General features: G+C 71.0%; 29 protein-coding genes. 16 read left to right on the top strand and 13 right to left on the bottom strand.

Annotated features, from left to right (window positions below; translation table 11 throughout):
• Positions 1 to 64: 64 nt before the first annotated feature.
• Entirely contained in the window at positions 65 to 1,627 is a 1,563-nt protein-coding gene (locus tag ACFVS6_RS11920) for a TldD/PmbA family protein (protein ID WP_389702987.1), read from the bottom strand.
• Between the two features lie 146 nt (positions 1,628 to 1,773).
• Between ACFVS6_RS11920 and fabG the strand changes: the two genes are divergently transcribed.
• The 3 genes from fabG to ACFVS6_RS11905 all read left to right on the top strand — a co-directional run bounded on the left by fabG (position 1,774) and on the right by ACFVS6_RS11905 (position 3,930).
• Complete coding sequence (fabG, locus tag ACFVS6_RS11915) at positions 1,774 to 2,493, top strand: 3-oxoacyl-[acyl-carrier-protein] reductase (RefSeq protein WP_281208322.1); 720 nt, start codon at positions 1,774 to 1,776, stop codon at positions 2,491 to 2,493.
• A gap of 4 nt (positions 2,494 to 2,497) precedes the next feature.
• Positions 2,498 to 3,268 carry an enoyl-ACP reductase FabI gene (gene fabI, locus ACFVS6_RS11910; protein WP_281208321.1) on the top strand — a complete coding sequence of 257 codons (771 nt, stop codon included), beginning with the start codon at positions 2,498 to 2,500 and terminating at the stop codon, positions 3,266 to 3,268.
• Positions 3,269 to 3,489: 221 nt separating this feature from the next.
• The gene (locus ACFVS6_RS11905) at positions 3,490 to 3,930 is read left to right on the top strand and encodes a hypothetical protein (protein WP_389702985.1); all 441 of its coding nucleotides are present in this window, start codon (positions 3,490 to 3,492) and stop codon (positions 3,928 to 3,930) included.
• A gap of 84 nt (positions 3,931 to 4,014) precedes the next feature.
• Here ACFVS6_RS11905 and ACFVS6_RS11900 read toward each other — a convergent pair whose 3' ends face one another.
• Positions 4,015 to 4,683: a FadR/GntR family transcriptional regulator gene (locus tag ACFVS6_RS11900; RefSeq protein WP_389702984.1), complete on the bottom strand. Its 669-nt coding sequence runs from the start codon at positions 4,681 to 4,683 to the stop codon at positions 4,015 to 4,017.
• Positions 4,684 to 4,785: 102 nt separating this feature from the next.
• On the opposite strand from ACFVS6_RS11900, the gene ACFVS6_RS11895 reads away from it, so the two are divergent.
• From ACFVS6_RS11895 to ACFVS6_RS11880, 4 genes are all read left to right on the top strand, one after another.
• Positions 4,786 to 6,069, top strand: coding sequence for a CynX/NimT family MFS transporter (locus ACFVS6_RS11895; protein WP_389702982.1), 1,284 nt, complete (start codon positions 4,786 to 4,788; stop codon positions 6,067 to 6,069).
• A gap of 5 nt (positions 6,070 to 6,074) precedes the next feature.
• Positions 6,075 to 6,194 carry an SGM_5486 family transporter-associated protein gene (locus ACFVS6_RS11890; RefSeq protein WP_281208317.1) on the top strand — a complete coding sequence of 40 codons (120 nt, stop codon included), beginning with the start codon at positions 6,075 to 6,077 and terminating at the stop codon, positions 6,192 to 6,194.
• Between the two features lie 155 nt (positions 6,195 to 6,349).
• Positions 6,350 to 6,580, top strand: coding sequence for a hypothetical protein (locus ACFVS6_RS11885; protein ID WP_389702980.1), 231 nt, complete (start codon positions 6,350 to 6,352; stop codon positions 6,578 to 6,580).
• An 88-nt stretch (positions 6,581 to 6,668) separates the two neighbouring features.
• Positions 6,669 to 7,190, top strand: coding sequence for a SixA phosphatase family protein (locus ACFVS6_RS11880; RefSeq protein WP_389702978.1), 522 nt, complete (start codon positions 6,669 to 6,671; stop codon positions 7,188 to 7,190).
• Between the two features lie 117 nt (positions 7,191 to 7,307).
• Here ACFVS6_RS11880 and ACFVS6_RS11875 read toward each other — a convergent pair whose 3' ends face one another.
• The 5 genes from ACFVS6_RS11875 to serB all read right to left on the bottom strand — a co-directional run bounded on the left by ACFVS6_RS11875 (position 7,308) and on the right by serB (position 12,656).
• Complete coding sequence (locus ACFVS6_RS11875) at positions 7,308 to 8,111, bottom strand: tryptophan 2,3-dioxygenase family protein (protein WP_389702976.1); 804 nt, start codon at positions 8,109 to 8,111, stop codon at positions 7,308 to 7,310.
• Entirely contained in the window at positions 8,104 to 9,051 is a 948-nt protein-coding gene (locus tag ACFVS6_RS11870) for a diiron oxygenase (protein ID WP_389702975.1), read from the bottom strand. The genes ACFVS6_RS11875 and ACFVS6_RS11870 overlap by 8 nt, the downstream gene beginning before the upstream one ends.
• The gene (locus ACFVS6_RS11865) at positions 9,048 to 10,346 is read right to left on the bottom strand and encodes an aminotransferase class I/II-fold pyridoxal phosphate-dependent enzyme (protein ID WP_389702973.1); all 1,299 of its coding nucleotides are present in this window, start codon (positions 10,344 to 10,346) and stop codon (positions 9,048 to 9,050) included. Before ACFVS6_RS11865 ends, ACFVS6_RS11870 begins: the two co-directional genes overlap by 4 nt.
• Positions 10,343 to 11,155, bottom strand: a complete 813-nt coding sequence (locus tag ACFVS6_RS11860) for an SDR family NAD(P)-dependent oxidoreductase (protein WP_389702971.1) — start codon at positions 11,153 to 11,155, stop codon at positions 10,343 to 10,345. The genes ACFVS6_RS11865 and ACFVS6_RS11860 overlap by 4 nt, the downstream gene beginning before the upstream one ends.
• Before the next feature lie 301 nt (positions 11,156 to 11,456).
• Positions 11,457 to 12,656: a phosphoserine phosphatase SerB gene (gene serB / locus ACFVS6_RS11855; RefSeq protein WP_389702969.1), complete on the bottom strand. Its 1,200-nt coding sequence runs from the start codon at positions 12,654 to 12,656 to the stop codon at positions 11,457 to 11,459.
• A gap of 316 nt (positions 12,657 to 12,972) precedes the next feature.
• Between serB and ACFVS6_RS11850 the strand changes: the two genes are divergently transcribed.
• The gene (locus ACFVS6_RS11850) at positions 12,973 to 15,501 is read left to right on the top strand and encodes an FHA domain-containing protein (RefSeq protein WP_389702968.1); all 2,529 of its coding nucleotides are present in this window, start codon (positions 12,973 to 12,975) and stop codon (positions 15,499 to 15,501) included.
• 116 nt (positions 15,502 to 15,617) lie between these two features.
• On the opposite strand, the gene ACFVS6_RS11845 is transcribed toward ACFVS6_RS11850, so the two are convergent.
• Positions 15,618 to 16,265 (bottom strand): transglycosylase SLT domain-containing protein, encoded by a 648-nt coding sequence (locus ACFVS6_RS11845; protein WP_389702967.1) that lies wholly within the window; start codon positions 16,263 to 16,265, stop codon positions 15,618 to 15,620.
• A 483-nt stretch (positions 16,266 to 16,748) separates the two neighbouring features.
• Between ACFVS6_RS11845 and ACFVS6_RS11840 the strand changes: the two genes are divergently transcribed.
• From ACFVS6_RS11840 to ACFVS6_RS11830, 3 genes are all read left to right on the top strand, one after another.
• A complete protein-coding gene (locus tag ACFVS6_RS11840) occupies positions 16,749 to 17,915 on the top strand; it encodes a GAF domain-containing sensor histidine kinase (RefSeq protein WP_389702965.1) in 1,167 nt (388 codons plus the stop codon).
• Entirely contained in the window at positions 17,908 to 18,558 is a 651-nt protein-coding gene (locus tag ACFVS6_RS11835; protein WP_389702963.1) for a response regulator, read from the top strand. Before ACFVS6_RS11840 ends, ACFVS6_RS11835 begins: the two co-directional genes overlap by 8 nt.
• 150 nt (positions 18,559 to 18,708) lie before the next feature.
• Complete coding sequence (locus ACFVS6_RS11830; RefSeq protein ID WP_388899878.1) at positions 18,709 to 18,954, top strand: chaplin; 246 nt, start codon at positions 18,709 to 18,711, stop codon at positions 18,952 to 18,954.
• Positions 18,955 to 19,097: 143 nt separating this feature from the next.
• Here ACFVS6_RS11830 and ACFVS6_RS11825 read toward each other — a convergent pair whose 3' ends face one another.
• The gene (locus tag ACFVS6_RS11825) at positions 19,098 to 19,880 is read right to left on the bottom strand and encodes a hypothetical protein (protein WP_389702962.1); all 783 of its coding nucleotides are present in this window, start codon (positions 19,878 to 19,880) and stop codon (positions 19,098 to 19,100) included.
• A 134-nt stretch (positions 19,881 to 20,014) separates the two neighbouring features.
• Here ACFVS6_RS11825 and ACFVS6_RS11820 point away from each other — a divergent pair, with 134 nt between their 5' ends.
• The 4 genes from ACFVS6_RS11820 to ACFVS6_RS11805 all read left to right on the top strand — a co-directional run bounded on the left by ACFVS6_RS11820 (position 20,015) and on the right by ACFVS6_RS11805 (position 23,231).
• On the top strand, positions 20,015 to 20,815 hold the full coding sequence (locus ACFVS6_RS11820; RefSeq protein ID WP_281208304.1) for an ABC transporter ATP-binding protein: 801 nt from the start codon (positions 20,015 to 20,017) through the stop codon (positions 20,813 to 20,815).
• Positions 20,816 to 20,872: 57 nt separating this feature from the next.
• The gene (locus ACFVS6_RS11815; RefSeq protein WP_389702961.1) at positions 20,873 to 21,301 is read left to right on the top strand and encodes an NfeD family protein; all 429 of its coding nucleotides are present in this window, start codon (positions 20,873 to 20,875) and stop codon (positions 21,299 to 21,301) included.
• A gap of 85 nt (positions 21,302 to 21,386) precedes the next feature.
• Positions 21,387 to 22,364, top strand: coding sequence for an SPFH domain-containing protein (locus ACFVS6_RS11810; protein WP_389702960.1), 978 nt, complete (start codon positions 21,387 to 21,389; stop codon positions 22,362 to 22,364).
• A 96-nt stretch (positions 22,365 to 22,460) separates the two neighbouring features.
• Positions 22,461 to 23,231, top strand: a complete 771-nt coding sequence (locus ACFVS6_RS11805; protein WP_389703244.1) for a sulfite exporter TauE/SafE family protein — start codon at positions 22,461 to 22,463, stop codon at positions 23,229 to 23,231.
• 60 nt (positions 23,232 to 23,291) lie between these two features.
• On the opposite strand, the gene ACFVS6_RS11800 is transcribed toward ACFVS6_RS11805, so the two are convergent.
• The 3 genes from ACFVS6_RS11800 to ACFVS6_RS11790 all read right to left on the bottom strand — a co-directional run bounded on the left by ACFVS6_RS11800 (position 23,292) and on the right by ACFVS6_RS11790 (position 25,299).
• Positions 23,292 to 23,795, bottom strand: coding sequence for an HNH endonuclease (locus ACFVS6_RS11800; protein WP_389702958.1), 504 nt, complete (start codon positions 23,793 to 23,795; stop codon positions 23,292 to 23,294).
• 149 nt (positions 23,796 to 23,944) lie between these two features.
• Entirely contained in the window at positions 23,945 to 24,478 is a 534-nt protein-coding gene (locus tag ACFVS6_RS11795; RefSeq protein ID WP_389702956.1) for a YbhB/YbcL family Raf kinase inhibitor-like protein, read from the bottom strand.
• 38 nt (positions 24,479 to 24,516) lie between these two features.
• Entirely contained in the window at positions 24,517 to 25,299 is a 783-nt protein-coding gene (locus ACFVS6_RS11790) for a sporulation protein (protein ID WP_389702954.1), read from the bottom strand.
• Positions 25,300 to 25,418: 119 nt separating this feature from the next.
• Here ACFVS6_RS11790 and ACFVS6_RS11785 point away from each other — a divergent pair, with 119 nt between their 5' ends.
• A complete protein-coding gene (locus ACFVS6_RS11785; RefSeq protein WP_389702952.1) occupies positions 25,419 to 26,060 on the top strand; it encodes a DNA-3-methyladenine glycosylase in 642 nt (213 codons plus the stop codon).
• A gap of 221 nt (positions 26,061 to 26,281) precedes the next feature.
• Here ACFVS6_RS11785 and ACFVS6_RS11780 read toward each other — a convergent pair.
• The coding region (locus tag ACFVS6_RS11780; RefSeq protein ID WP_389702950.1) for a hypothetical protein at positions 26,282 to 26,541 on the bottom strand (260 nt) is incomplete at its 5' end.

Here is a 26,541-nt window from a genome sequence, read left to right as displayed (position 1 = left end):
AGACTGTGCCGTCCCGGGGGGCGACCCCCGGACCCCCGGGGGGCGGGGGAGTGACCGTCTGCCCTCATCGGCCGGCCTCCTGCGTGGTGTTGAGGATGTTCACGTCGCGGAACAGGGCGGACGGGCAGCCGTGCGAGACCGCCGCGACCTGGCCGGGCTGGGCCTTGCCGCAGTTGAAGGCACCGCCCAGGACGTAGGTCTGCGGTCCGCCGACCTTCTCCATCGAGCCCCAGAATTCGGTGGTCGTGGCCTGGTACGCGACGTCGCGCAGCTGCCCGGCCAGTCGGCCGTTCTCGATCCGGAAGAACCGCTGACCGGTGAACTGGAAGTTGTAGCGCTGCATGTCGATCGACCACGAGCGGTCGCCGACCACGTAGATCCCGCGCTCCACGCCGCCGATGAGGTCCTCGGTGGACAGCCCGCCCGGATCCGGTCGGAGCGAGACGTTCGCCATCCGCTGGACGGGCACGTGCCCGGGGGAGTCGGCGTAGGCGCAGCCGTTGGAGCGCCCCAGCCCGGTCAGCTTCGCGATCCGCCGGTCGGTCTGGTAGCCGGCCAGGGTCCCGTCCTTGACCAGGTCCCAGCTCTGCGCCTCGACGCCCTCGTCGTCGTAGCCGATCGTGGCCAGGCCGTGCTCGGCCGTGCGGTCACCGGTCACGTTCATGATCGAGGAGCCGTACTTGAGCTTGCCCAGCTGGTCGAAGGTGGCGAAGGAGGTTCCCGCGTACGCCGCCTCGTAGCCCAGTGCCCGGTCCAGCTCGGTGGCGTGGCCGATGGACTCGTGGATGGTGAGCCACAGGTTGGACGGGTGCACGACGAGGTCGTAGCGTCCCGCCTCGACGCTCGGGGCCCGCATCTTCTCGGCGAGCAGGCCGGGGATCTCCTCCAGCTCGGCGTTCCAGTCCCAGCCGGTGCCGGTCAGGTATTCCCAGCCGCGCCCGGCGGGCGGGGCGATGGTGCGCATGGAGTCGAACTCGCCCGTCACGCCGTTCACGGCGACGGCGGTGAGCTGCGGGTGGATCCGTACGCGCTGCTGGGTGGTGGAGGTGCCGGCGGAGTCGGCGTAGAACTTGTTCTCGTGGACGGCCAGCAGCGAGGCGTCGACGTGCGCGACCCCGTCGGCGGCCAGCAGCCGTGCGCTCCAGTCGGCGAGCAGGGCCGCCTTCTCGGCGTCCGGCACCTCGAACGGGTTCACGTCGTACGCGGAGATCCAGGTCCGGTCGGCGTGCACCGGCTCGGCGGCGAGCTCGACGCGCTCGTCGGAGCCCGCGGCCTTGATCACCTGGGCGGACAGCTTCGCCATGGCCACGGCCTGCGAGGCGACCTTGGCGGCGCCGTCCATGGTCAGGTCGACACCGGAGGCGAAGCCCCAGCTGCCCCCGTGCACGACCCGGACCGCGTAGCCGAGGTCGGTGGTGTCGGAGCCGCCGGACGGCTTGGCGTCGCGCAGTCGCCACGAGGCGCTGCGGATCCGCTCCAGCCGGAAGTCGGCGTGGTCGGCGCCCAGCGCGCGGGCCCTTGCGAGCGCCGCGTCGGCGAGCGCCCGCAAGGGCAGCGCGGTGAAAGCCGCGTCGATGGAATGGGCCACGGAAGTCCTCCCGGGGTCGGGGCCGATAGCCCCGATCATGTCGCGCTCAAGGCTGTTGTGACTACATCTTTCTGTAGGGACTCGACAGAGCCCGCCTCCAGGCCCTGTCGGAGCCGGATTCTCCGGATCCCTCGGGCGGCCTATAGGTTTTCGGTAATCAAGACAGCTAGCGAAAGGGTGATCCGTTGAGCCGCTCGGTTCTCGTCACCGGAGGAAACCGGGGCATCGGCCTCGCCATCGCCCGAGCGTTCGCGCAGGCCGGCGACAAGGTCGCGATCACGTACCGGTCGGGCGAGCCGCCGGAGGAACTCACTTCGCTGGGTGTTCTGGCGGTGCGTTGCGACATCACCGACTCCGAGCAGGTGGAGCAGGCCTACAAGGAGATCGAGGACAAGCAGGGCGCCGTCGAGGTGCTCGTGGCCAATGCCGGAATCACCAAGGACACGCTGTTGATGCGGATGTCGGAGGAGGACTTCGCGTCCGTCGTCGACACCAACCTCACCGGCACCTTCCGCGTCGTCAAGCGCGCCAACCGAGGCATGCTCCGCGCGAAGAAGGGCCGTGTGGTCCTGATCTCCTCGGTCGTCGGGCTGCTGGGATCCGCGGGCCAGGCCAACTACGCTGCCTCGAAGGCAGCGCTGGTGGGCTTCGCCCGCTCGCTCGCCCGAGAGCTCGGCTCCCGCAACATCACCTTCAACGTGGTCGCCCCCGGCTTCGTGGACACCGACATGACGAAGGTGCTCACCGACGAGCAGCGTGCGGGCATCGTGGCCCAGGTGCCGCTGGCCCGGTACGCGCGGCCCGAGGAGATCGCGGCGGCCGTGAGCTTCCTGGCGTCCGACGACGCCGCGTACATCACAGGAGCCGTCATTCCCGTTGACGGCGGATTGGGCATGGGTCACTGATCACATGAGCGGAATTCTCGACGGCAAGCGCATCCTCATCACCGGGGTGCTGATGGAATCGTCCATCGCCTTCCACACCGCCAAGCTGGCCCAGGAGCAGGGCGCCGAGGTCATCCTGACCGCGTGGCCGCGCCCGTCGCTGACCGAGCGCATCGCCAAGAAGCTGCCGAAGCCGGTCAAGGTGATCGAGCTCGACGTCACCAACCAGGAGCACCTGGACCGTCTGGAGGGTCTCGTCCGCGACGAGCTCGGCGGTCTCGACGGTGTCGTGCACTCCATCGGTTTCGCCCCGCAGGACGCCCTCGGCGGGAACTTCCTGAACACTCCGTTCGAGTCGGTCGCCACGGCCATGCACGTCTCGGCGTTCTCGCTGAAGTCCCTCGCCATGGCCTGCAAGCCGCTGTTCCCGGCGGAGGGCGCCGCCATCGTCGGCCTCACCTTCGACGCGCAGTTCGCCTGGCCGCAGTACGACTGGATGGGCCCGGCCAAGGCGGCCCTGGAGGCCACCAGCCGTTACCTCGCCCGCGACCTGGGCAAGGAGAACATCCGCTGCAACCTCGTCTCGGCGGGACCGATCGGCTCCATGGCCGCGAAGTCCATCCCGGGCTTCGGCGAGCTGGCCGAGGTCTGGAACTCCCGCTCGATGCTGGAGTGGGACATGAGCGACCCGGAGCCGACCGGCAAGGGCGTCGTCGCCCTGCTGTCGGACTGGTTCCCGAAGACCACGGGCGAGATCGTCCACGTGGACGGCGGCCTGCACGCGATGGGTGCCTGATCCTCGGATCACGGCGTCCTGCGTCCGTACGGCGGTGGCCGCGCGTCCCCCTCGGGGGAGGCGCGGCTACCGCCGTCTCGCGTACGGGGCACGGGATGCGGGGCCCGGTTCGATCGGATGTTCGTCGTCTGACCGGATCTTTCCGACTCGAAAACCCGGACAGATGACTGCAAACTGACCTCGTCGGGATCTTCCCGGCGTGGTCGGGGCGGAGGTACGGCGTGCGTGCGAGGCCGAACCGATCGGTATCCCTGCTGCTCACCTCGGTGGTGCTGACCGGACTCCTGATGCCGGGAGCCGTCGCGCAGACCGCCGACCGCGACCCCGCTCCCGCCCCCGGCGCGGCGGCGGCCCCCGCGGGCGCGGACCTCGCCGAGTACCCGGCGGAGCCCCCCGCGCAGCCCGCGCCGTCCACCGGCCGGGACCTCTTCGGGGCCGACTGCGACACCGAGATCGCCGGCTCGCAGGTGACGGCGTACTGCCACAACGCCTACCCCGAGACCGACCTGATCCGGCTGCACGTGGAATGCGACCGCTGGTGGGACGTGGACGGGGACGCCGCGGCCGTGCCCCTGGACCCCGCGGGCCGCGTCCGGCTCACCGGCCGCTGCTGGAAGGAGGTCCGCTCGGCCTGGGTGACCCACCACAGGCCGGGGACCTGAACCGCGCGCGGCGCCCCGGGCCGTGACGCCGGCCCGCCGCGCCGCCGCTCCCGTCCCCGACGTCGCCCCCGACGTCGGCCGCCGCTACCGGCCCAGGCAGACGAACGGGTAGCCCGCCGCCTCCGAGGCGGCCGTGTCCGCGTCCCCGCGACGGATCGCCTCGATCAGTCGGGCGTGGTCCAAGTGGGAGGCCGGCGTCAGCTCGGTGCCCACGTCCGTGCGCAGCCAGTCCGCCACCAGATCCCCGAGGTCCGCGTACAGCTCGATCAGCACGTCGTTGTGCGACGCCGTCACCACCGCCATGTGCAGGCTGACGTCCGCCGCGACGAACAGCTCGGCGTCCCCGCTCTCCCACGCCTCCTCGCGCCGGGCCAGCAGCGCGTCCAGTTGTACGAGGTCCCGCGCGGTCCGCCGCTCCGCCGCCAGACGGGCCGCCGAGGACTCCAGCGTCGAACGCAGCTCCGCGATGTGCCGCGGGTCGGCGCCGGCGAAGCGCCGGTGCATCACCCCGGCGAGCTCGCTGGTGGCGATCACGTACGTCCCCGAACCCTGTCGGATGTCCAGCAGCCCGTTGTGCGCCAGCGCGCGGACGGCCTCGCGCACGGTGTTGCGGGCGACGCCCAGCAGCTCCACCAGCTCCGGCTCGGTGGGGATGCGGGAGCCGACCGGCCACTCGCCGGAGGTGATCTGGTTCCTCAGCTGGGTGATCACCTGGTCGACGAGCGCGGACCGCCGGGGCGAGGTCAGGGGCATGGGTTCCTCTCGGGGGTGACGCGGGCTCCGGTGCGCCGTGGGCGCCGGCGTGACGCGAGCGCGACTGGACAACTAATCATCCCATGATTCTATGATGGTTGAATGCCCGACGAAGAAATCCAGACCCTCGACCGCCCCCGGACCGTCGGCGGCCCCGCCGACCGGACGCTCCCCGCCGCCCACACCACCCCCCAGTGGCTGGGTCCGGTGCTCATCGTCGGAATCGTGCTGGCCGCCCTGAACCTGCGACCCGCCATCACCAGCCTCGGCGCCCTCTTCGAGGAAACCCGTACCGGCCTCCACATGAGCGGCGCCGTCGCCGGCCTCATCACCTCGGTCCCCGCCCTCTGCTTCGCCGTCTTCGGCGTCACCGCGCCCCGGCTCTCCCGCCGCTTCGGGCCGGCCGCGGTCGTCTGCGCGGGCATGGCCGCCGTCGCCGCGGGCCTGCTCATCCGCCCCTTCGCGACCAACGCCGCGGGCTTCCTCGCCGCCAGCGCCCTGTCGCTGGCCGGCATAGCCCTGACCAACGTCCTGCTACCGGTGATCGTCAAGCGCTGGTTCCCCGACCGCGTCGGCACCATGACCGGCCTGTACTCCATGGCCCTGGCCGCCGGCACCTCCCTCGCCGCCGCCGCGACCGTCCCGCTGACCTCCGCCCTCGGGGGCAGCTGGCGCACCGGCCTGCTGATCTGGGCCGTCCTCGCCGCCGCCGCCGTGCTGCCCTGGCTCCCCATCGCCGCCGCGAGCCGCCGCGAGAAGGCCGCCGCGCCCGCCGCCCCGCGCGAGGACAACGGCCCCTCCGTCATCCGCAGCCGCACCGCCTGGGCCCTGGCCTGCTACTTCGGCCTCCAGGCCACCGGCGCCTACGTCACCATGGGCTGGCTCCCGCAGATCTTCCGCGACGCCGGAGTCTCCGCCTCCACCGCCGGGGTCCTGCTCGCCGTCACCATGGTCATGGGCGTCCCGCTCGCCTTCGTCATCCCCGGCCTCGCCGGACGGATGCGCCACCAGGGCCCCATCGCCGTCGCCCTCGGCCTGTTCGGCCTCGCCGGCTACCTCGGGCTCTACCTCGCCCCGGCCGCCGGCGCCTGGGCCTGGGCGCTGCTGCTCGGCATCTCCAACTGCGCCTTCCCGCTCGTCATCACGATGATCGGCCTGCGCGCCAAGTCCCCGGCCGGCGTCGTCAAGCTCTCCGCCTTCGCCCAGAGCACCGGCTACCTCATCTCCATCCCCGGCCCGCTCGTCATCGGCACCCTCTACCAGCACAGCGGCGGCTGGGACCTGCCCCTCGCCCTGATGGCGGGCCTCCTCGTCCCGCAGATCGCCCTCGGCATCCTCGCCGGGCGGGACCGCACGATCGAGGACGAATGCGGCATGCGAAACTGAACGACATGTCGCCCGTACTCGAACCGAACCCCCAGAACGGCCGCAAGAAGCTGGGCCTGGTGCTCGGCGCCATGCTCGCCGTGACCGTGATCATCGCCGTCATCGCGACCATCGCCTCCCCCTGAACCGCGGCGGCCCGCGGGGGTGGGGCTAACCCCACCATCCCCTAGGGGGCCAGGTTCAGGGTCGACTGGGGTGCGCCCCGGATGGGAACCGCCGCCTCGGATCAATAGATTCGAAGCAGCGATCCAGTCCCGGCCCAGCACCCCCGGAGGCGGCCATGTCGGCCCCCGTACACACCCCGTCCCGCACCGCGCGCCCCGCCCGCCGCCGCACCCCCGCCCACACCGGGGCGAACGCCCGGCTGCACTGGTGGGCGCTGGCCCTGCCCGCCCTCGCCTTCGGCCTGCTCCTGCTGCTCCTCGCCGGATCCGGCCAGGCCCACGCCGCCCCCGCGGAGCCCTCGGGGCTGATCGAGGTCGGCCGACAGCTGCTGCGCGCCGTCGGCTGACCCCTTGCGCCGGGCCGCGCTCCACCAGCGGGAAGCGGCCTCCCAACACCCTGCGCCCCGTGGCTCATTTCATGCGAAGCTGGGAGTCATGAGCGCCGATACACCCCGCAGGATCGCCCTCCTCCGGCACGCCAAGGCCGACTGGCCGCAGGTGGCCGACCACGAACGCCCGCTGGCGGAACGCGGCCGGAAGGACTCGCCGGCCGTCGGACTGAAGCTGGCGGAGACCGGCATCGATTTCGACCTGGCCCTCTGCTCCACCGCCGCCCGCACCCGGGAGACGTGGAAGCTCGCCGTCCAGGAACTCCCGCACCGGCCGAGGACGGCGTACGAGGAACGCATCTACGACGCCTCGTTGGGCGAGCTCATCGCCCTGCTGAACGAGACCTCCGACGAGGTCCGCGACCTGCTGGTCATCGGTCACAACCCCGGCATGCACGCCCTCGCCGACGCCCTCTCCGGGCGGGCCGAGGGCGACGCGCTCGCCCGGATGAGCCGTACCGGCTTCCCGACCGCCGCCCTCGCCGTCGTCTCCTTCACCGGCTCGTGGAAGTCGCTGGAGCACGGGGTGGGAACGCTGCTCGACTTCTGGACCCCGAAGGACCACTGAGCGCGAACTCCCGCCGGCAACGGCGGGAACCGCCAGGGCGCACAGTCGGAACGCCGAGCGCCACGGAGCCCGGGCCGCCCTCGTGAGCGGTCCGGGCTCCGGCACGTCCGACGGTCGTCACCGGCCCGGCAGGGCCGCCGTTCCCGCGCCCCGCGCCTCCCACAGCTCCGGGTAGAACCGCCGGTGCACCGCCGCCCGCAGGTGGGCGACGCCCGTGCTGCCCCCGGTGCCCGGACGCCCGCCGATCTGCCGCTCCACGAGCAGGGCGTGGCAGGCCCGCCACTCCGTCCAGACCTCGTCGTGGTCGACCAGCGCCTCGGCCAGCTCGGCCAGTTCGGCGAGCTCCGCCGGGTCGCCGTCCCTCGGGAGGTCCGAGAGCCGCTCGTACGCGGCCCGCCGGCCGTCCTCGGTCGCCACCTCGAAGCCGGCCTTGCCCAGCAGTCCGACGAAGGCCTCCCACAGCGAGGGCTCTTCGAGCCGCACCCGCAGCCGCGTGCGCTCGGCGGGGCTCAGCCCGGCCGCGACACGGGCGCCGTACTCACCGTGCACCCAGTCCGCCCCGGACAGCGCCGAGATCTCCACGTACTGCGCGGACTGCGCGCCGCTGCTGGTGCCCAGCGCCCCGCGGAAGGCGTGGAACTCCCTCGGCGGCATCGCGCGCAGCGGATGGATGCCGGTGATCAGGGCCCGGGTGATCACGGCGCCGCGGGCTAGCCGGGCGCGGGCGGTGCGCGGGTCGCCGTCCAGGATCCGGTCGCGGGCGTCGGTGAGGTCTTCGAGCAGCTGCCCGAACCACAGTTCCTGCACCTGGTGCACGGTGATGAACAGCCGTTCGTCGCGCACCCCGTCGGCCAGCGGCACCTGGAGCGTCAGCAGCTCGGGGAGCCGCAGGTAGTCGGAGTAGGTGACGGTGTCAGACATCGGAGTCCTCCGGTGCGTGCAGTCCGTACAGGGCGAAGGCGTCGGTGACGCCGGGGAGGTCGAAGGCGTCGACCTGGGCGCACAGCCGCAGAGTGGAGCGGGAGATCGTCTGGATGCGGTCGATGCCCGCGTCCCCGCCGTAGGTGTCCGTCAGGACGGCCTCGGTGCGGTCCTCGTCCAGGCCGGCGCGGCGCAGCGAGTCGTACACCGGCTCCAGGTCCCAGTCGAGGGCCGCGCGGATCATCGCGGGCAGGGCCCGGGCGGCCAGGATCCGGCGCCGTTGGTCGAGGCGGGCCCACAGTTCGAGGAAGAAGGCGGAGAAGAAGCGGTGGTGGCGCCCCTCGTCCTTGGCGTGGTCGCGCATCAGCTCGCGCACCGTGCTCACCACGGTCGGGTCCTGCGGCACCTCGTTGAGGACCGCGGTGATCAGCGTCTCGAAGACGACCGCCTGCAACTGCCCGGCGAGGACGGGGTCGTCGGGCAGCAGTCGCCGTCCGGTGTCCTGCAGGGCCGTGACGAACCCGCCGTAGTCGACGTCGGGCACGGCGATGCCGGTGACCGCCGCCACCTGGTCGGCGAGGTCCAGGCTGTAGAGGGCGTGGTAGCCCTCGTCGCAGTACACCTTGAAGGCGTCCATGCGCAGCGCGGTGGGGAAGTGCAGGCCGGAGTTGCCGTTGGCGACGGGCTCGGCGGCCCCGTTGACCACCCGGGTCTCCAGGTGGGTGGTCGAGTGCAGGAACTGGTAGAGGTGCCGTACGGAGACCTCGCGGATCAGCTCCGGCGTCAGGGCCTTCACCTCGGGGTGGGACAGGTGCGGTACCAGGGCGTCGGGGAAGAACACCCGGCCCTGCTCGGCCTCGGCGTGGAAGATCCGCCGGACTCCGCCGCGGACGCCCGCGTTCTCGTACCAGCGGTCGAGGGGGCCTGGGGCCGTGCTCATGGGCGTCTTCCGTTCGGTGAGGAGGGGAGGGGGAGCGCGGGGGCGTCGCCGGCGGGCGGGGCGCCGGCCGTCCCCAGGTGGGCGGCGATCCGCCGGACCGCCTCGGCCACCAGCGGCGCGTCGACGGTGTGGCACAGCCGGAACCAGCCCGGCTGCGGGGAGCGGAACGCCCCGCCGGGCAGGATGCTGACCTTCGCGGTCTCGAACAGGCCGCGCCACAGCCGGTGTTCGGCCTCGAAGTCGGCGCCGGGCAGCCACCGGCGCAGGTCCAGCCAGACGGAGAAGCCCGCCTCCGCCGGGGCGTACGGAATGTCGTGCGCGTCCAGCAGCGCGACGAGGTGCCCGTACGAGGAGGCCAGCCGGTCGCGGCCGGCCGCGAGGAAGGACGTCACCCACGCGGTGTCCGCCAGGAGCCCGGCGAGGGTGCCCTGGGTGGCGGTGGAGACGGGGGCGAAGTAGGCCATCGCCCGCGCCGCGTCCCGGACGCGCGGATCGCGGGTGTGCAGCACGCCCGTCTTCAGACCGGGCAGTCCGAAGTCCTTCGCGAAGCCCCACACCACGTGGGTGCGGTCGGCCCAGTGCGGGTTGACGGCCGGGTCGGCGGCGCTGGTGAAGGCGCGGTCGCCGAAGACGGCGTGGGCGTAGATCTCGTCGGAGACCAGGTCGACGTCGTGCTCGCGGACGACGCGCAGCAGCTCGGCGAGCACCTCGGGCGGGTGGACCTCGCCGATGGGGTTGGAGGGGGAGGAGAGGGCCACGGCCCGCACCGTCGTGCCCCGGGACCGGGCCTCCTTCAGGGCCCGGTCGACGGCGTCGGCGGTCAGCCGGAAGCCGTCGTCGGGGGACAGCGGCGCGGGCAGGATCCGGGCGCCGGAGCGACCGCCGAGGTCGGTGTCGAAGGCTCCGTAGTAGGGGGACGGGACCACGATGGCCTCGCCCGGATCGCACAGTACGGAGGCGATGGCGTCGAGCGCCCCGGTCGCACCGCTGATCACCACGAGGTCCTCGGCGTCCAGCGGGGTCCGGCAGGTCGTGGAGAGCAGGGCGGCGATCCGCTCGCGCAGGACGTCGGTGCCGTGCAGCGGCGCGTAGCGGGCGGTCGCCTCGGACATGGGGGGAAGGGCGGCCAGCCGGTCGCGGAGCAGGTCCCAGAGCAGACGGTTCTCGGCGGTGCCCAGGTTGAGGTAGCCGTCGGGGCGCAGCCGCGCGTCGTACGGCTCGGCCTCCGCGCGGAAGTGGGCCTCGGCGATGGCCGGGGTGTCGGCGAGGAGCCGGGCGGCCTGGCGGGAGATCATCGGGCCCTCCCGCTGTCGACGCCGGCGGCGGTGAGCAGTCCCGGGTTGACCCCGAGGCCCATGGAGGCGTCGATGACGGAGCCGTGGAGCGAGGTGGAGTGGTCGCCCGCCAGCCACCAGACCAGTTCCGCGATCTCCTCGGAGCGGATCAGGCGGCTCTTGGGCAGCCGGGCGGTCAGGGCCGCGAGTTCCTCGGGGTCGAGCTTGTCGAGGGTGCTGGCCTGGAACATCGCGGTGTCGACCGCGCCGGGGCACACGGCGAAGACGTCCACCGGGCTGTGCACCAGGTCGGCGGCGAGGTGCCGGGTCAGGTAGGTGAGCGCGGCCTTGCTCATGCCGTCGGCGGGGTGGAAGCCGGGGAACTGGAAGATTCCGCCGCCCACGCTGGAGATGTTGATGATCTTGCCGTAGCCGTTCTCCAGCATGCCGGGCAGCAGTTGTTCGGTGAGCCACAGCGGGCCCACCGCGTTGATCCGGAAGAACTCCGAGGCCTTCTCATGCACGGCGCCGTCGGTGTACCCGTCGATGGTCTTGGAGCCGACGGCGGCGTTGTTCACCAGGACTTCGACCGGGCCGGGAAGCCTCTCCAGGAGTCGTTGGTGGTCCTCCCAGTCCCCTTGGTCGAAGGGGAAGGCCTCCACCTTGGCGTGGCCGGTGAGGGCCAGTTCGTGCACCAGCTCCTCGGCCCGGGCCCGGCCGTTGCGGTAGGTGAACCAGACCGTCCAGTCCTCTTCCAGAGCGAACCTCTCCACGCAGGCCCGGCCGATGCCGCCAGAACCCCCGGTGACGAGGACACTTCGAGTCACCATTGTTTCCCCTTGAACGATCAAGACTGACCGATGGTCGCTGTCGCGTTCACGACAGAGCGGTCACAGTATTTGTCGTAAGTGGAGTGAGAATAGGGCGACTTCGGGCACCCGTTGTCCGAAATGGCTCTTGCGTTCGGACACGTTGCGTTGATCCGCCGTGACGCGTTCCGCTCGCCGGTCGGCGCCCGTGTCCGGTTCGGGCGCCTCGCGGGCGGGCCTCGGGTGGCTGGATATGAAAGACCGCCCGGCCGGGATAACCCGACCGGGCGGTATGGAAAGTCCGATGTGGTGCTTCCGGCCGTCAGGCCAGGTCAGCGGCCTCGACTTCCTCGCGGGTGATGCCGAGCAGGTACAGGACCGCGTCCAGGAAGGGCACGTTCACCGCCGTGTGCGCGGCCTCGCGCACCACCGGCTTGGCGTTGAAGGCCACGCCCAGACCCGCCGCGTTCAGCATGTCGAGGTCGTTGGCGCCGTCCCCGATCGCCACGGTCTGGGCCAGCGGAACACCCGCCTCGGAGGCGAAGCGCCGCAGCAGGCGGGCTTTGCCGGCGCGGTCCACGATCTCGCCCGTGACCCGCCCGGTCAGCTTGCCCTCCAGGATCTCCAAAGTGTTCGCCGAGGCGAAGTCCAGTCCGAGCCGCTCCCTCAGGTCGTCCGTCACCTGGGTGAAGCCGCCGGAGACCACGCCCACCTGATAACCGAGGGTCTTCAGCGTGCGGATCAGCGTCCGCGCGCCCGGGGTCAGCCGGACCTCGGAGCGGACCTTGTCCACCACCGACGCGTCCAGCCCCGCCAGCAGCGCGACCCGGGCGTGCAGGGACTGCTCGAAGTCCAGCTCCCCGCGCATCGCCCGCTCGGTCACCTCGGCGACCTCGGCCTCACAGCCCGCGTGCGCGGCGAAGAGCTCGATGACCTCGTCCTGGATCAGGGTCGAGTCGACGTCCATGACGACCAACCGCTGCGCCCGGCGGTGCAGCCCGGCCGAGACCACGGCCACGTCGACGCCGATCTGGGCGGAAGCGGTGGCCAGGGCGGTGCGCAGCGGCTCGGTCTCCACGCCGGACACGGCGAACTCGACCGCCGTGACCGGATACTTGGCGAGCCGGAAGATGCGGTCGATGTTGCCGCCGGTCCCGGTGATCCGTGCCGCTATGGCGGCCGTGGACTCGGCGGTGAGCGGATGCCCGAGGACGGTGACGTGGGAGCGTCCGCTGCCGCGCGGACGGTTGTCGCCGGTCCCGGAGAGGATCTCGGCCTGGAGCTTGAGCGACTCTGCCCAGCTGTGGACGGTGGCCCGCAACTCGCCCTCGCCGGCGCCGGCCGGTTTCGTGACGAGGGCGCACAGGACGATGCGGCCACGGGTGACGACCTGCTCGATGTCGACGACATCGACGGAATAGGCGGCGAGGGTGTCGAACAGCCCGGCGGTGATCCCGGGACGGTCCTTGCCGAAGATCTTGACGAGGAGGGTGGGGACGTCGGAGGTCTGCGAAGCGCTCATGGTGCGCCCACCGTATCTTCCCGGCTCCGGCGGACGGACATCCGTCCCACTCCCTGAACCGCCCCCCTCGCACGGCCCCGCCCGGGGCGTCCCGGCGGCCGCGGGCCGGGGTCGCGGCCTCGTGGAACCCGGGCGAGAAGTCCCCGTATTTCACTCTCCGGGCGACTTCTGCACCCGCCGACCGGCCGACGGGGACATCCCGGCAAGGCCCCGATTCCACATGTGGCCGCAGGCCTGAAATAGTTCCCCCGGATGTTCGCCATCCCTAGACTCCCTGACGTCAGGGGGATTCTCGGGGGACTTAAGTGGGGCTGGAGTGCCGGAACTCGTACTGGAATTGAATGGCAGGACCTGGACGCTGGATCCGTCCCGGTCGTACTCGTTGGGGCGTGATCCCCAGGGCGACGTGGTGATCGATGACGCCCGGGTGTCGTGGCGGCACGCCACCATCACCTGGAACGGCCGGAATTGGGGCATCGAGGACCACGGCAGCACCAACGGCACCTACGTGCGCGGAGCGCGGGTCCAGCAGACCGAGCTCGTGCCCGGCACGCCGGTCCACCTGGGCAACGCGACCGACGGCCCGCGGCTCGATCTGACCGCCGCGGCCCAGGCCGCCGCCCAGTCGGCCCCGGCCTACCAGGTCCCGGCCGCGCAGGGACAGGCGCACCAGCAGGCCCCGGCCTACCAGGCCCCGGCCCAGCAGCAGCCCTGGGAGCAGCAGCCGCAGCACCAGCAGCACCAGCCGCAGCACCAGGCCCAGCAGCCTCACGTGCCGCAGCAGCAGGGCGGCCCGGCGCAGACCGCGCCGAACCCCGGCTACAACGACCACCGCAGCCCGACGACGTTCCACCAGCTCTCGCTGGGCCACGTCATGCGCATCGGCCGCGCGCTGGAGAACGAGCTGGTCGTCTCCGACCTCCAGGTCTCCCGCCACCACGCCGAGTTCCGCTCGATGCCCGGCGGCCGTTTCGAGATCCACGACCTCGGCAGCCACAACGGCACCTACGTCAACGGCCAGCCGCTCGCCAAGTCCGGCACGGCGCTCCTCGGCCCGAACGACATCGTCGGCGTCGGCCACTCGACGTTCCGCATCGTCGGTGACCGGCTGGAGGAGTTCGTCGACACCGGCGAGGTCTCCTTCTCGGCCCGCCACCTCACCGTCACCGTCGACGGCGGCAAGCAGATCCTCAAGGACGTCACCTTCGGCGTCCCGGAGAAGTCGCTCATCGGCGTCATCGGCCCCTCCGGCTCCGGAAAGTCGACCCTCCTGAAGGCGCTGACCGGCTACCGGCCCGCCGACCAGGGCGACGTCCTCTACGACAACCGCAACCTGTACAAGCAGTTCGCGGAGCTCCGCCAGCGCATCGGCCTGGTCCCGCAGGACGACATCCTGCACAAGGAACTGAAGGTCAGCACCGCCCTCAAGTACGCGGCCAAGCTCCGCTTCCCCGGCGACACCGCCGAGTCCGAGCGCGTCGCCCGCATCAACGAGGTGTTGCGCGAGCTCAAGCTCGACGTCCACAAGGACAAGAAGATCACCTCGCTCTCCGGTGGTCAGCGCAAGCGCGTGTCCGTGGCCCTGGAGCTGCTCACCAAGCCGTCGCTGATCTTCCTGGACGAGCCGACCTCCGGCCTCGACCCGGGCATGGACCGCGACGTCATGCAGCTGCTGCGCGGTCTCGCCGACGACGGCCGCACGGTCCTCGTCGTCACCCACTCCGTCGCCGAGCTCGCCATCTGCGACAAGCTGCTGGTCATGGCCCCCGGCGGTTCGGTCGCCTACTTCGGCCCGCCGGACGACGCGCTGAACTTCTTCGGCTACAGCACCTGGGCCGACGTGTTCTCCGCCTTCGAGGAGTTCCGGGACTACGACTGGGCCGGGCGCTGGAAGGGCTCGCAGCACTACCAGCTGTACGCCGCCGACATCGACGCGGTCGCCCCGCAGTCCGTCGCGTTCCCCTCGCCGCAGCAGATGCGCCCGCCCAAGCCGCAGGGCTGGGGTTCGCAGCTCTGGACGCTGATCCGCCGCTACGTCTCGGTGATCGCCTCCGACAAGGGCTTCATCGGCCTGATGCTGATCCTGCCCGCGGTGCTGGGCGTGGTCTCCACGGTCATCCCCGCGACCTTCGGCCTCGCGCCGCCGCGACCGCCGTCCCAGTTCAACGGCGACGCCGGCACGATCATGCTGATCCTCGCGGTCGGCATGTGCTTCTCGGGCGCCGCGAACTCGGTCCGAGAACTGATCAAGGAACGCGTCATCTACGAGCGTGAGCGCGCGACCGGCCTGTCCCGGTCCGCGTACCTCATGTCGAAGGTGATCGTCCTCGGCGTCATCACGGCCGTCCAGGGCGTGGTCATCTGCGCGATCGGCTTCTTCCCGCGCGACCTGCCCACCGAGGGCCTGCTGATGCCGCCGGCCGTAGAGCTGTGCCTGTCGGTCATCGCCCTCGGCTTCACCTCGATGATGTTCGGCCTCGTCATCTCCTCGCTGGTCAAGACCGCCGAGAAGACGATGCCGCTGCTGGTCATGTTCGCGATCGTCCAGGTCGTCTTCACCGGCATCCTCTTCCAGGTCTACGACTCCCCGGGCCTGGAACAGTTCGCCTGGCTGATGCCGTCCCGCTGGGCCGTCGCCGCCGCCGGCACCACGCTGAACCTCGGCAAGCTCATGCCGCCGTGGGACCGCGACAACCCGACGAACACCGACCCGCTCTGGGACGCCACCGTCGGACAGTGGAGCCTGAACATCATCGTCCTGCTGCTCATCGGCGTCGCCTGTGGCTTCCTGGTCCAGCGCCTGCTGCGCCGCCACGAGCCCGAGGTGATGCGCGCCGGCAAGTAACGGCCCGCGCACCCGGCCCGGCGCCCCGCGCCGGCACGGCAAACGCCTCAGGGCGGCACCCCGGGGATCCGGGGTGCCGCCCTGAGGCGCATGGGGGGTCTGGGGGCGTCGGCGGCCTAGTAGGCGCTGTTGACGTTGTCCATCGAGCCGTAGCGGTCGGCCGCGTAGTTGCAGGCGGCGACGATGTTCGCGACCGGGTCGTACTGGTCGAACTTGGTGCCCTTGACGTGGTACGCCTTGAAGGTCGGGTAGATGACCTGGAGCAGACCCTTGCTGGGGATGCCGTTCTGGGCGTTGATGTCCCACTTGTTGATCGCCAGCGGGTTGCCGCTGGACTCGCGCATGACGTTCTTGTGGATGCCGGCGTACGTGCCCGGAATCCCCTCGCGCTTCATGATGAAGAGCGCTTCCTTGATCCAACCGTCGAGGTTGTTCGCGAAGACCGGGGTGCGGACGGCGGACCGGCTCGCGGCCGCCGTCTTGTCGCGCTCGGCCTTGGCGGCGGCAGCGGCCTTGGCCTTGGCGGCCGCCGAGTCCTTCGCCAGCTTGTTCGCGACGGCCTGCTGCGCGCCGAGGTGCTGCTGAACCGTCGGGGTCCACGCCACGGGGGCGGCGTTGATCGTCACCGCCTGCTGGGTCTCCGCGGCACCTGCCGGGACGAGGGAGAAGGCGAGCGCGGCGGCACCGAGCGTGGCGACACCGGCAACGGACAGCTTGTGTGCCTTCGTCAGACGACTGTGACCGGGAGTGCTGGAAGCAGACATGGCGGGGCAACCTCTTCGAATAGCGGGAGTCGCAGGAAGGCGCCGCTCGGATCCGGGACCCGCGGCGCTGTGCGACGTCGACATTCTTAGCGGTGGCAAAAACGCCTGGCAAAGGTGTGACGTACGATCCCGCTTAGTGGATCAGGGCCCCGGGACGAATCCGGAATGACGGGCACCGCACTAGGCGCAACCGACCTGACAGGACCTTTACCTGTCCACTACGCAGCTTCGTAAGTGATGTGGGTCCTATGCCGGGGCTCACATCGGGCACGTAACGTTCTCACCAACAGTTGCGACAGCAACGCGCAAGGTGACCGCCGGCCCGTCCGACTCCTCCTGGAGGAGGACCCGGACCCGACCCGCCTACTCCCCAGGGCAGAGCCGGCGGCCCCGCCGCCCCATCCCTCCGCCGTACGCCCCGGGCCCACCGACCTAGGCCCGATGCCCGATCCCGCAGGTCAGGGCCGCCGGTACGGTGATCCCATGCACTACGGACCCTGTACGGGACTCGCTGCCGTCAGTACCGCGCTGCTCGCCATGAGCCGCCGCATGGAGGTCCACGACGTACTGCGCACGATCGTCGCCTCGGCCCGCGAACTCCTCGACGCCGAGTACGCCGCCCTCGGCGTCCCGGACGACCACGGGGGCTTCGCCCAGTTCGTCGTGGACGGCATCAGCGAGGAACAGTGGCGCCGCATCGGCCCCCTGCCCCGCCAGCACGGGGTCCTCGCCGCGATGCTCCACCAGGACGCCCCCGAGCGGCTGGCCGACGTGCGCGAGGACCCGCGCTTCGGGGGCTGGCCCGCCGCCCACCCCGACATGTCCGACTTCCTCGGCATGCCCATCAGGGACGGCGAGGAGACCCTCGGCGCCCTCTTCCTCGCCAACAAGCGCCACGACCCCGCCGGCCCGTGCGACGGGGCGGAGGACCGCCCCGGCTTCACCGACGGGGACGAGGAGCTCCTCTCCCTCCTCGCCCAGCACGCGGCCATCGCCCTCACCAACGCCCGCCTCTACGAGCGCAGCCGCGAGCTCACCATCGCCGAGGAGCGCTCCCGCCTCGCCCACGAGCTGCACGACGCCGTCAGCCAGAAACTGTTCTCCCTGCGCCTCACCGCCCAGGCGGCCGCCGCCCTCGTCGACCGCGACCCCGTCCGCGCCAAGGACGAGCTCCACCAGGTCGCCGCCCTGGCCGCGGAGGCTGCCGACGAACTGCGCGCCGCCGTGACCGAGCTCCGCCCGGCCGCACTGGACGACGACGGGCTCGTCGCGACCCTGCGCGACCACGTCCGCGTCCTCGACCGGGCCCACGCCGCGCACGTCTCCTTCACCTGCGAAGGCGTACGGGCCCTGCCCGCGTCCCAGGAGGAGGCGCTCCTGCGCGTCGCCCAGGAGGCCCTCCACAACGCCCTGCGGCACTCCGGCGCGGACCGCGTCGAGGTCGCCCTCACCCGGACCCCGGCGGGCGGCGCGGTCCTGCGCGTACGCGACTGGGGCCGCGGCTTCTCCCCTTCCACGGTCCGCAAGGCGGGCCGCCACCTCGGACTGGTCTCCATGCGGGACCGCGCGAGCGGCTCCGGCGGCAGGCTGGAGGTCCACTCCGAGCCCGGCAAGGGCACCACGATCGAGATGGAGGTTCCCGGTGGCTGACACCCCGGCCCGCATCCGCGTCCTGCTGGTCGACGACCACCAGGTCGTCCGGCGCGGCCTGCGCACGTTCCTGGAGGTCCAGGACGACATAGAGGTGGTCGGCGAGGGCGGCGACGGCGAGGAGGGCATCGAACGCGCCGAGGAACTGCGGCCCGACGTCATCCTCATGGACGTCAAGATGCCGGGCACCGACGGCATCGAGGCCCTACGGCGGCTGCGCGCCCTGGGGAACCCGGCACGGGTCCTGATCGTCACCAGCTTCACCGAGCAGCGCACGGTCGTCCCCGCCCTGCGGGCCGGCGCGGCCGGCTACGTCTACAAGGACATCGACCCCGACGCCCTGGCCGGCGCCATCCGATCCGTGCACGCGGGCCACGTCCTGCTCCAGCCGGAGGTGGCTCAGGCGCTCCTCGCCCAGGAGGACCAGCCCTCCTCCGCGGGCCGCCCCGGCTCCCTGACCGACCGCGAACGCGAGGTCCTCCGCCTGATCGCGGACGGCCGTTCCAACCGGGAGATCGCCCGCGCGCTGGTGCTGTCGGAGAAGACGGTCAAGACGCACGTCTCGAACATCCTGATGAAACTGGACCTCTCCGACCGGACGCAGGCCGCATTGTGGGCGGTCAGGCACGGAATGGCGGAGTAATCAGACCATCTGCGTGCGCACTGTGATTCAGCAGAGATTCATACGGTCGGGTGTATGTAGCCCACATGGCGTATCCCGCCCACCGGGCCGGGCGTTCTCCATGGCGTGTCGCGACGGCTGGTCGCGGCAGACGTACTGGAGGACGAGAACGTGAAGAACTTCAAGAAGGCCGCAGCCGTCACCATGATCGCGGGCGGCCTCGTCGCCGCCGGCGCGGGTGTCTCGTCGGCGCACGGCGGTGCGTCCGCGGAGGGCGTGGCCCAGCACTCGCCCGGCGTGGCCTCCGGGAACCTGCTCCAGGTCCCCGTCCACGTCCCCGTGAACGTCGTCGGCAACACCGTCAACGTGATCGGCCTGCTCAACCCCGCCTTCGGCAACTTCGGCGTCAACCACTGACCCACCCCGCGGCCCCGCTTCCCCACCTCTCCCCGGGAAGCGGGGCCGCGGCGTTTCCCTCCATCGTCACCACCCACCCCGGCGCCGGCCCCGACCCACCCGCAGCCCCGCACCCCGGCCCGAACCCCTGCTCGGGCTGCGCCTCAGCCCCGCTCGCGCTCCTCCACCGCCGCGTTGTACGCCGCCACCAGGGCCCGCCGCGCCACCCGCTCCACCGGCCGCAGCGCCTCGGACCGCGCCGCCATCTCCGAGGCGGCCACCGCACCCCCGGGCCCGTTCTCGTACGCCAGCGACACCAGCAGGTCCACCCGCTGCGCCAGCGCCAGCACCCGCACCGCCCGCGGCGGATACCCCGGAGCCAGCACCTCACGACCCGCCTCCGCCCGCGCCCGGTACGCCGACAGCGCCGCCTCCGCGACCGGCCCCGACCCCGCCACGTCCAGCCGCGTCAGCACCACCGTCGCCTCGCGCAGCGCCTCCGCCAGCTCCCGCTCCGCCTCACCGAGCGACGGCACGTCCGCCGGCGGGGCCTCCCGTACCGGCAGGCAGTGCCAGGTCACCGAGACGTGCAGGTCACCGGCCGGACCGGCCTCCACCACCTCCGGCACCAGACCCAGCGCCGCGCCCACCGCGACCACCGCCTCCTCGGCCTCCAACGCCCGCGCGTTGAACTCCGCCGGCCCGCTCAGCCCCAACGGATGACCCGGCGCGGGCAGTGCCACCCGCAGCCCGCTCACCCCCAGCACCCGCAACCGACCGAGCGCCAGCGTGAGCCCCACCGGACCCGGTTCCCCCGGCAGCCCGGTCACCCGGTGCACGGCGTCCTCACCGACGATCGACGACGCGGCCTCGTCGGGCGACACCAAACCGGCCAGCAGCGCGTTCCCCCAGGCGGCCAGCCGCCCTGAACGTGGTTCGAAAAGCATCCCCCCACTTTACGGATCGCGCCCCGCACCCGGCCCCGGAACCGGAGCCCGCCCCGAGTGGCGTAGGTTTTCCCCCAGGGGCTGCGCCTGCCGGCGCACAGAGAACCGTGACTGCAAGGGGTGACAACACGCTCATGAGCGATGTTCTGGAGCTGGTGGACGTATCCGTGGTCCGCGAGGGCCGGGCTCTGGTGGACCAGGTCTCCTGGTCGGTGAAGGAGGGGGAGCGCTGGGTGATCCTCGGCCCCAACGGCGCCGGCAAGACCACACTGCTGAACCTCGCCTCCAGCTACCTCTTCCCCACCAAGGGCACCGCCACCATCCTCGGCGGCACCCTCGGCAAGCCGGGTACCGACGTGTTCGAGCTGCGCCCCCGCATCGGCGTGGCCGGCATCGCCATGGCCGACAAGCTGCCCAAGCGGCAGACCGTCCTGCAGACCGTGCTCACCGCCGCCTACGGCATGACCGCGACCTGGCAGGAGGAGTACGAGGACATCGACGAGCAGCGCGCCCGCGCCTTCCTCGACCGCCTCGGCATGACCGACTACCTGGAGCGCAGGTTCGGCACCCTCTCCGAGGGCGAGCGCAAGCGCACCCTGATCGCCCGCGCCCTGATGACCGACCCCGAGCTCCTCCTCCTCGACGAGCCCGCCGCCGGCCTCGACCTCGGCGGCCGCGAGGACCTCGTACGCCGCCTCGGCCGCCTCGCCCGGGACCCGCTGGCCCCCTCCATGGTCATGGTCACGCACCACGTCGAGGAGATCGCCCCCGGCTTCACCCACGTCCTGATGATCCGTCAGGGCAAGGTCGTCACCGCCGGTCCCATCGACCTCGAACTCACCTCGCGCAACCTCTCGCTCTGCTTCGGCCTCCCGCTGGTCGTCGAGCGCAACGACCACGACCGCTGGACCGCCCAGGGCCTGCCGCTGCGCTAGCGGTCCGTACCGGTCGCGCACTGTCCCGACCGCGCCCACCCGACCTACCATGACCATGTGGACATCGACGCATGGGTGTGGTGGCTCATCGGCGCGGTCGGACTGGGCATCCCCCTGGTCCTCACCGCCCTTCCCGAATTCGGCATGTTCGCCATCGGCGCGGTGGCGGCCGCCGTCACGGCGGCCCTCGGCGGGGGAGTGGTCGCCCAGGTCCTGGTCTTCGTGATCGTGTCCGTGGCGCTCATCGCCGTGGTCCGTCCGATCGCCAACCGGCACCGCAACCAACGCCCCCAACACCGCAGCGGCATCGACGCGTTGAAGGGCAGGTCCGCCGTCGTCCTCGAACGCGTCGACGGCAGCGGGGGCCGGATCAAACTGGCCGGCGAGGTCTGGTCCGCCCGCACCCTCGACGCGGACACCAGTTTCGAACCCGGCCAGTCCGTCGACGTCGTCGACATCGACGGAGCGACCGCCGTCGTGATGTGAGAAAGCAGCCGACCCGCGGCCCCGGGGTCTGCGAGACTCCGCTCAACGGGGCAGCACAGACAGCCGGAAGGGCACGGGGAACCGCATGCAACCGATCATCATCGTCCTGATCATCCTGGTGGTTCTGGTCTTCATCGCCCTGGTCAAGACGATCCAGGTGATCCCGCAGGCCAGCGCCGCCATCGTCGAACGCTTCGGCCGCTACACCCGCACCCTCAACGCGGGCCTCAACATCGTCGTCCCGTTCATCGACTCGATCCGCAACCGCATCGACCTGCGCGAACAGGTCGTCCCGTTCCCGCCGCAGCCGGTGATCACCCAGGACAACCTGGTCGTCAACATCGACACCGTCATCTACTACCAGGTGACCGACGCCCGCGCCGCGACGTACGAGGTGGCCAGCTACATCCAGGCCATCGAGCAGCTCACCGTCACCACCCTCCGCAACATCATCGGCGGCATGGACCTGGAGCGGACCCTCACCTCCCGCGAGGAGATCAACGCGGCCCTCCGCGGAGTGCTCGACGAGGCCACCGGCAAGTGGGGCATCCGCGTCAACCGCGTCGAGCTCAAGGCCATCGAGCCGCCGACCTCCATCCAGGACTCGATGGAGAAGCAGATGCGCGCCGACCGCGACAAGCGCGCCGCGATCCTCCAGGCCGAAGGTGTCCGACAGTCCGAGATCCTGCGCGCCGAGGGCGAGAAGCAGTCCTCCATCCTCCGCGCCGAAGGTGACGCCAAGGCCGCCGCCCTGCGCGCCGAGGGCGAGGCCCAGGCCATCCGCACGGTCTTCGAGTCCATCCACGCCGGCGACGCCGACCAGAAGCTCCTCGCCTACCAGTACCTCCAGATGCTCCCGAAGATCGCCGAGGGCGACGCCAACAAGCTCTGGATCGTGCCCAGCGAGATCGGGGACGCGCTCAAGGGCCTCTCGGGCGCCATGGGCAACTTCGGCCCCATGGGCGGCGGCAGCCCGAGCGGCTTCAACCCGCAGAACAGCGGCAAGGGCGGCAACGACACGACGGGCGCCAACGACCGGCGCGAGCAGCCCCCCATCGACTGAGCCCGCCCTCCCCTCGTGCATGATCGGTGAGGCCCCTCGACCTTCATGGCGGGGAGGCGACTCACTCACGCAAAGGGGATGGCTCCGTCCATGTCCATGTCCATCTGGGAATCGCTCGCGGTCCTCGCCGCCGGAATCGGCGCCGGCACGATCAACACCATCGTCGGTTCCGGCACCCTGATCACCTTCCCGGTGCTCCTCGCCACCGGCCTGCCCCCGGTCACGGCCAACGTCTCCAACACCCTCGGCCTGGTACCCGGTTCCATCAGCGGAGCCATCGGCTACCGCAACGAACTCAAGGGGCAGCGCGCCCGCATCCTGCGCCTCGGCGCCGTCTCCCTCGTCGGCGGCCTCGCGGGCGCGGTCCTGCTCCTCGTCCTGCCCCCGAAGTCCTTCGACACGATCGTGCCCGTCCTCATCGGACTGGCCCTCGTCCTCGTCGTCCTCCAGCCCCGCCTCGCCGCGTCCCTCCGCCGCCGCCGGGAAGCCGCCGGCACCGCCGCGGAGGAACGCGAGGGCGGCCCCGCCCTCCTCACCGGCATGCTGTTCTCCAGCGCCTACGGAGGCTACTTCGGGGCCGCACAGGGCGTGCTCTACCTCGGACTCATGGGACTGCTGCTCAACGAGGACCTGCAACGCGTCAACGCCGTCAAGAACGTCATCGCCGCCCTCGTCAACGGCATCGCCGCCGTCTTCTTCCTCTTCGTCGCCGAGTTCGACTGGACGGCGGTCCTCCTCATCGCCGTCGGCTCCACCCTCGGCGGACAGATCGGCGCGAAGGTCGGCCGCCGGCTCCCGCCGACCGTCCTGCGCGGAGTCATCGTGACGGTCGGAATCCTCGCCATCGTCCAGATCCTGCTCCGCTGAACGACGTAGGGGAAATACGTCGCCCCGTGCACCCGACAACGGGGCGCACGGGGCGGACGACTACGCGGACCGCGACAACCACTCCGGCAGCGGATCCCGCCCGCCCACACCCAGCGCGAGCAACATCGCGTCGGCGGGCGACGGTACGAACGGCTTGCGGAGCAGCGGCATCCCCGCCTCCTCCGGAGTCCGCGCCGCCTTGCGGTGGTTGTCCTCGGCGCAGGAGGCCACCGTGTTCAGCCAGGTGTCCCCACCGCCCTGGGCCCGCGGCAGCACGTGGTCCACGGTCGTCGCGCGCTTCCCGCAGTACGCGCAACGGTGTTGGTCCCGAACCAACACCCCCCTCCGTGACCAGGGAGCATGTCTTCGGAAGGGCACCCGCACGTAGCGGCAGAGCCTGATCACCCGCGGCATCGGAAGCTCCATGGTGGCCGCCCGCACACGCAGCTCGGGATGCGACTGTTCGACCACGGCCTTGTCCTGGAGCACGAGCACCACCGCCCGGTTCAAGGTCACCGTCGACAGCGGCTCGAAGCTCGCATTCAGCACCAGCGTGTCCCGCATCTCGCCCACCTCCCGTGTGCAGGCCCGCGACCACACCGGCTGCGCGGCCCGGAACCACTCTGGCCGCGCGCGCCACGCGGGACAACGCAATAAAAATGCCCGGTCCTGGCCGTCTTTAGACCAGGACCGGGCAAACGCTCGGCGAACGATCAGCCCGCGGGTGCCTCGTACTCACCGATGAGCTGGGCGCGCCCGAGGGTGTGGAAGCGCAGATTGAACCCGACCACGGCGGGGGACACGTCCCCGTCCGGCCCGAGCTTCTCCTGGTCCACCGCGTACACCGTGAACACGTAACGGTGCCGCTCCCCGGCCGGCGGAGCGGCCCCGCCGAAGTCCTTCGTGCCGTAGTCGTTGCGCACGTGCACGGCCTCGGCGGGCAGCCCCTCGAACTTTCCGCCGCCCGCCCCGGCCGGCAGCCCGGTCACCGAGACCGGCAGGTCGAACAGCACCCAGTGCCAGAACCCGCTGCCCGTGGGCGCGTCCGGGTCGAAGCACGTCACGGCGAAGCTCTTCGTCCCCTCGGGGAAGCCCTCCCACCGCAACGCGGGCGAGAGGTTCCCGCCCGACAACACCTGATCCCCTCCCAACTCCGCGCCGGGCGCCAGATCGGCGCTCGTCACGGTGAAGGAGGGGACCTCCGGGTGGAAGTCGTGGGGGAGGGGCGCCCTGTGCTGCTGAACCACTGCTGAACCTCCTGATCGGATGCGCGTACGGCCCGAGCCTAGAACCAGTTGCGCTGCGAACCGACGGACGCGATCCACTGGTTCAGGTACGCGGCCCAGTCGGTGTCCTGGTAGGACTGCAGCCCCACCTGGAAGCAGCGGTAGGTGTCGCTGCCCTCGCTGAACAGCCCCGGCTTCTTGTCCATCTCCAGCACGACGTCCATCTCGCGCCCGTCGGAGACGAAGGTCAGCTCGACCTGGTTCAGCCCCCGGTACTGCGACGGCGGCAGGAACTCGATCTCCTGGTAGAACGGCAGCGTCTGCCGCGTCCCGCGGATGTGACCCCGCTCCATGTCCGCGCTGCGGAACGAGAAGCCGAGCTGTCGGAACGCGTCCAGGATCGCCTGCTGCGCGGGCACCGGGTGCACGTTGATCGGGTCCAGGTCACCCGCGTCGACCGCGCGCGCGATCTCCAGCTCCGTGCTGACGCCGATGTTCATCCCGTGCAGGTGCTGACCCCCGAAGTGGGTGATCGGCGTCTCCGCCGGGATCTCCAACCCGAACGGCACCACGTGCAGCGCGCCGGCCTGCACCTGGAAGGCACCCCCGAGGCGCTGCTTCGTGAAGACGACGTCCTGCTTGTACTCCTGGTCGCCGCCCTCCACCTCGACCCGAGCCTGCAGCCCGACGGACAGCCCCTCGATCTGCTGCTCCACGGACCCGCCCTGGATCCGGACCTCGCCCTGGACGATCCCGCCCGGCACGACGTTCGGCTCGGTGATGATCGTGTCCACCGAGGCACCGCCGGCACCCAGGCTCGCGAACAGCTTCCTGAACCCCATGCTCAAACTCCCCTTAAGGCCTGTACGAAGGATGTGGCGACTCACGCGCCTACCCCTTTTACCAACGCGGAACCTTAGGCCCCGGTTGCAGGACGACGCGTTCCGTTACGCTCGACCGGATGAGCGCGCGTCCCGACCGTACGCCCCTGCCGCGGTCCTTCTTCGACCGCCCGGTCCTCACGGTGGCCCCCGACCTGCTGGGCCGCACCCTGGTCCGCCGCACGACGGAAGGCTCCCTCGAACTGCGGATCACGGAGGTGGAGGCGTACGAGGGCGGGGCCGACCCCGGCTCCCACGCCTACCGCGGCCGCACTCCCCGCAACGCATCGATGTTCGGACCGCCCGGACACGCATACGTCTACTTCATCTACGGCATGTGGTTCAGCCTCAACCTGGTCTGCGGCCCGCCCGGCCGGGCGAGCGGCGTACTGCTGCGGGCCGGCGAGGTCATCGTCGGAGCGGACCTGGCAGCCAAACGTCGACTCTCGGCCAGAAACCCGCGTGAACTCGCCAAGGGTCCGGCCCGCCTGGCCACGGCCCTGGACGTGGACCGCTCGCTCGACGGGACCGACCTCTGCGACGACCCCGAATCCCCCCTGTCCCTCCTCACAGGCACGGCCACCCCGGCCGACCTGGTGAGCAACGGGCCGCGCACGGGAGTGGGCGGCGCCGGCGCGGCCCACCCGTACCGCTTCTGGATCACGAACGACCCCACGGTCAGCCCCTACCGGGCACACGCACCACGCCGCCGCGCAACTTGACTCAGCCCTTCCGGACGCCTAACGTAGCCCGAGCCGCTTGAACGGGGCACTGCCTCAGCAGACCCCCAGAACGGCCAAACCACTACCTACGACTTACCCCTGGCGGGGTCCCTTTCGGCATGCCCGAATTACTCGCCGGCTGGCTCGATTATGAGTCGCAAGGGGAAAGCGCTAACGTAGCGGAGCGCCGAAAGGCCAAAAACCCCCAACGGTCACCGAATTCAAATTCGAGCAACTGCGACTTCCGAGAAGCAGAGCGCGGAAATGATCTGGTAGAGTTGGAATCGCCGGAAAGGAAAAGCGCGAAAGCGCAGGACCTGGAAAGCACCGAGGAAATCGGGCCCGAGAGAGTCTGATAGAGTCGGAAACGCAAGAACACAGAACAGAAGCCCGGAGGAAAGCCCGAGAGGGTGAGTACAAAGGAAGCGTCCGTTCCTTGAGAACTCAACAGCGTGCCAAAAATCAACGCCAAAAGTTGATA

Origin of the sequence: Streptomyces sp. NPDC057939, assembly GCF_042887545.1 — a bacterium.
Taxonomy (GTDB): domain Bacteria; phylum Actinomycetota; class Actinomycetes; order Streptomycetales; family Streptomycetaceae; genus Streptomyces.
Note: the sequence above shows the minus strand (reverse complement) of the source record. Positions and strands in the feature narration are given on the sequence as shown.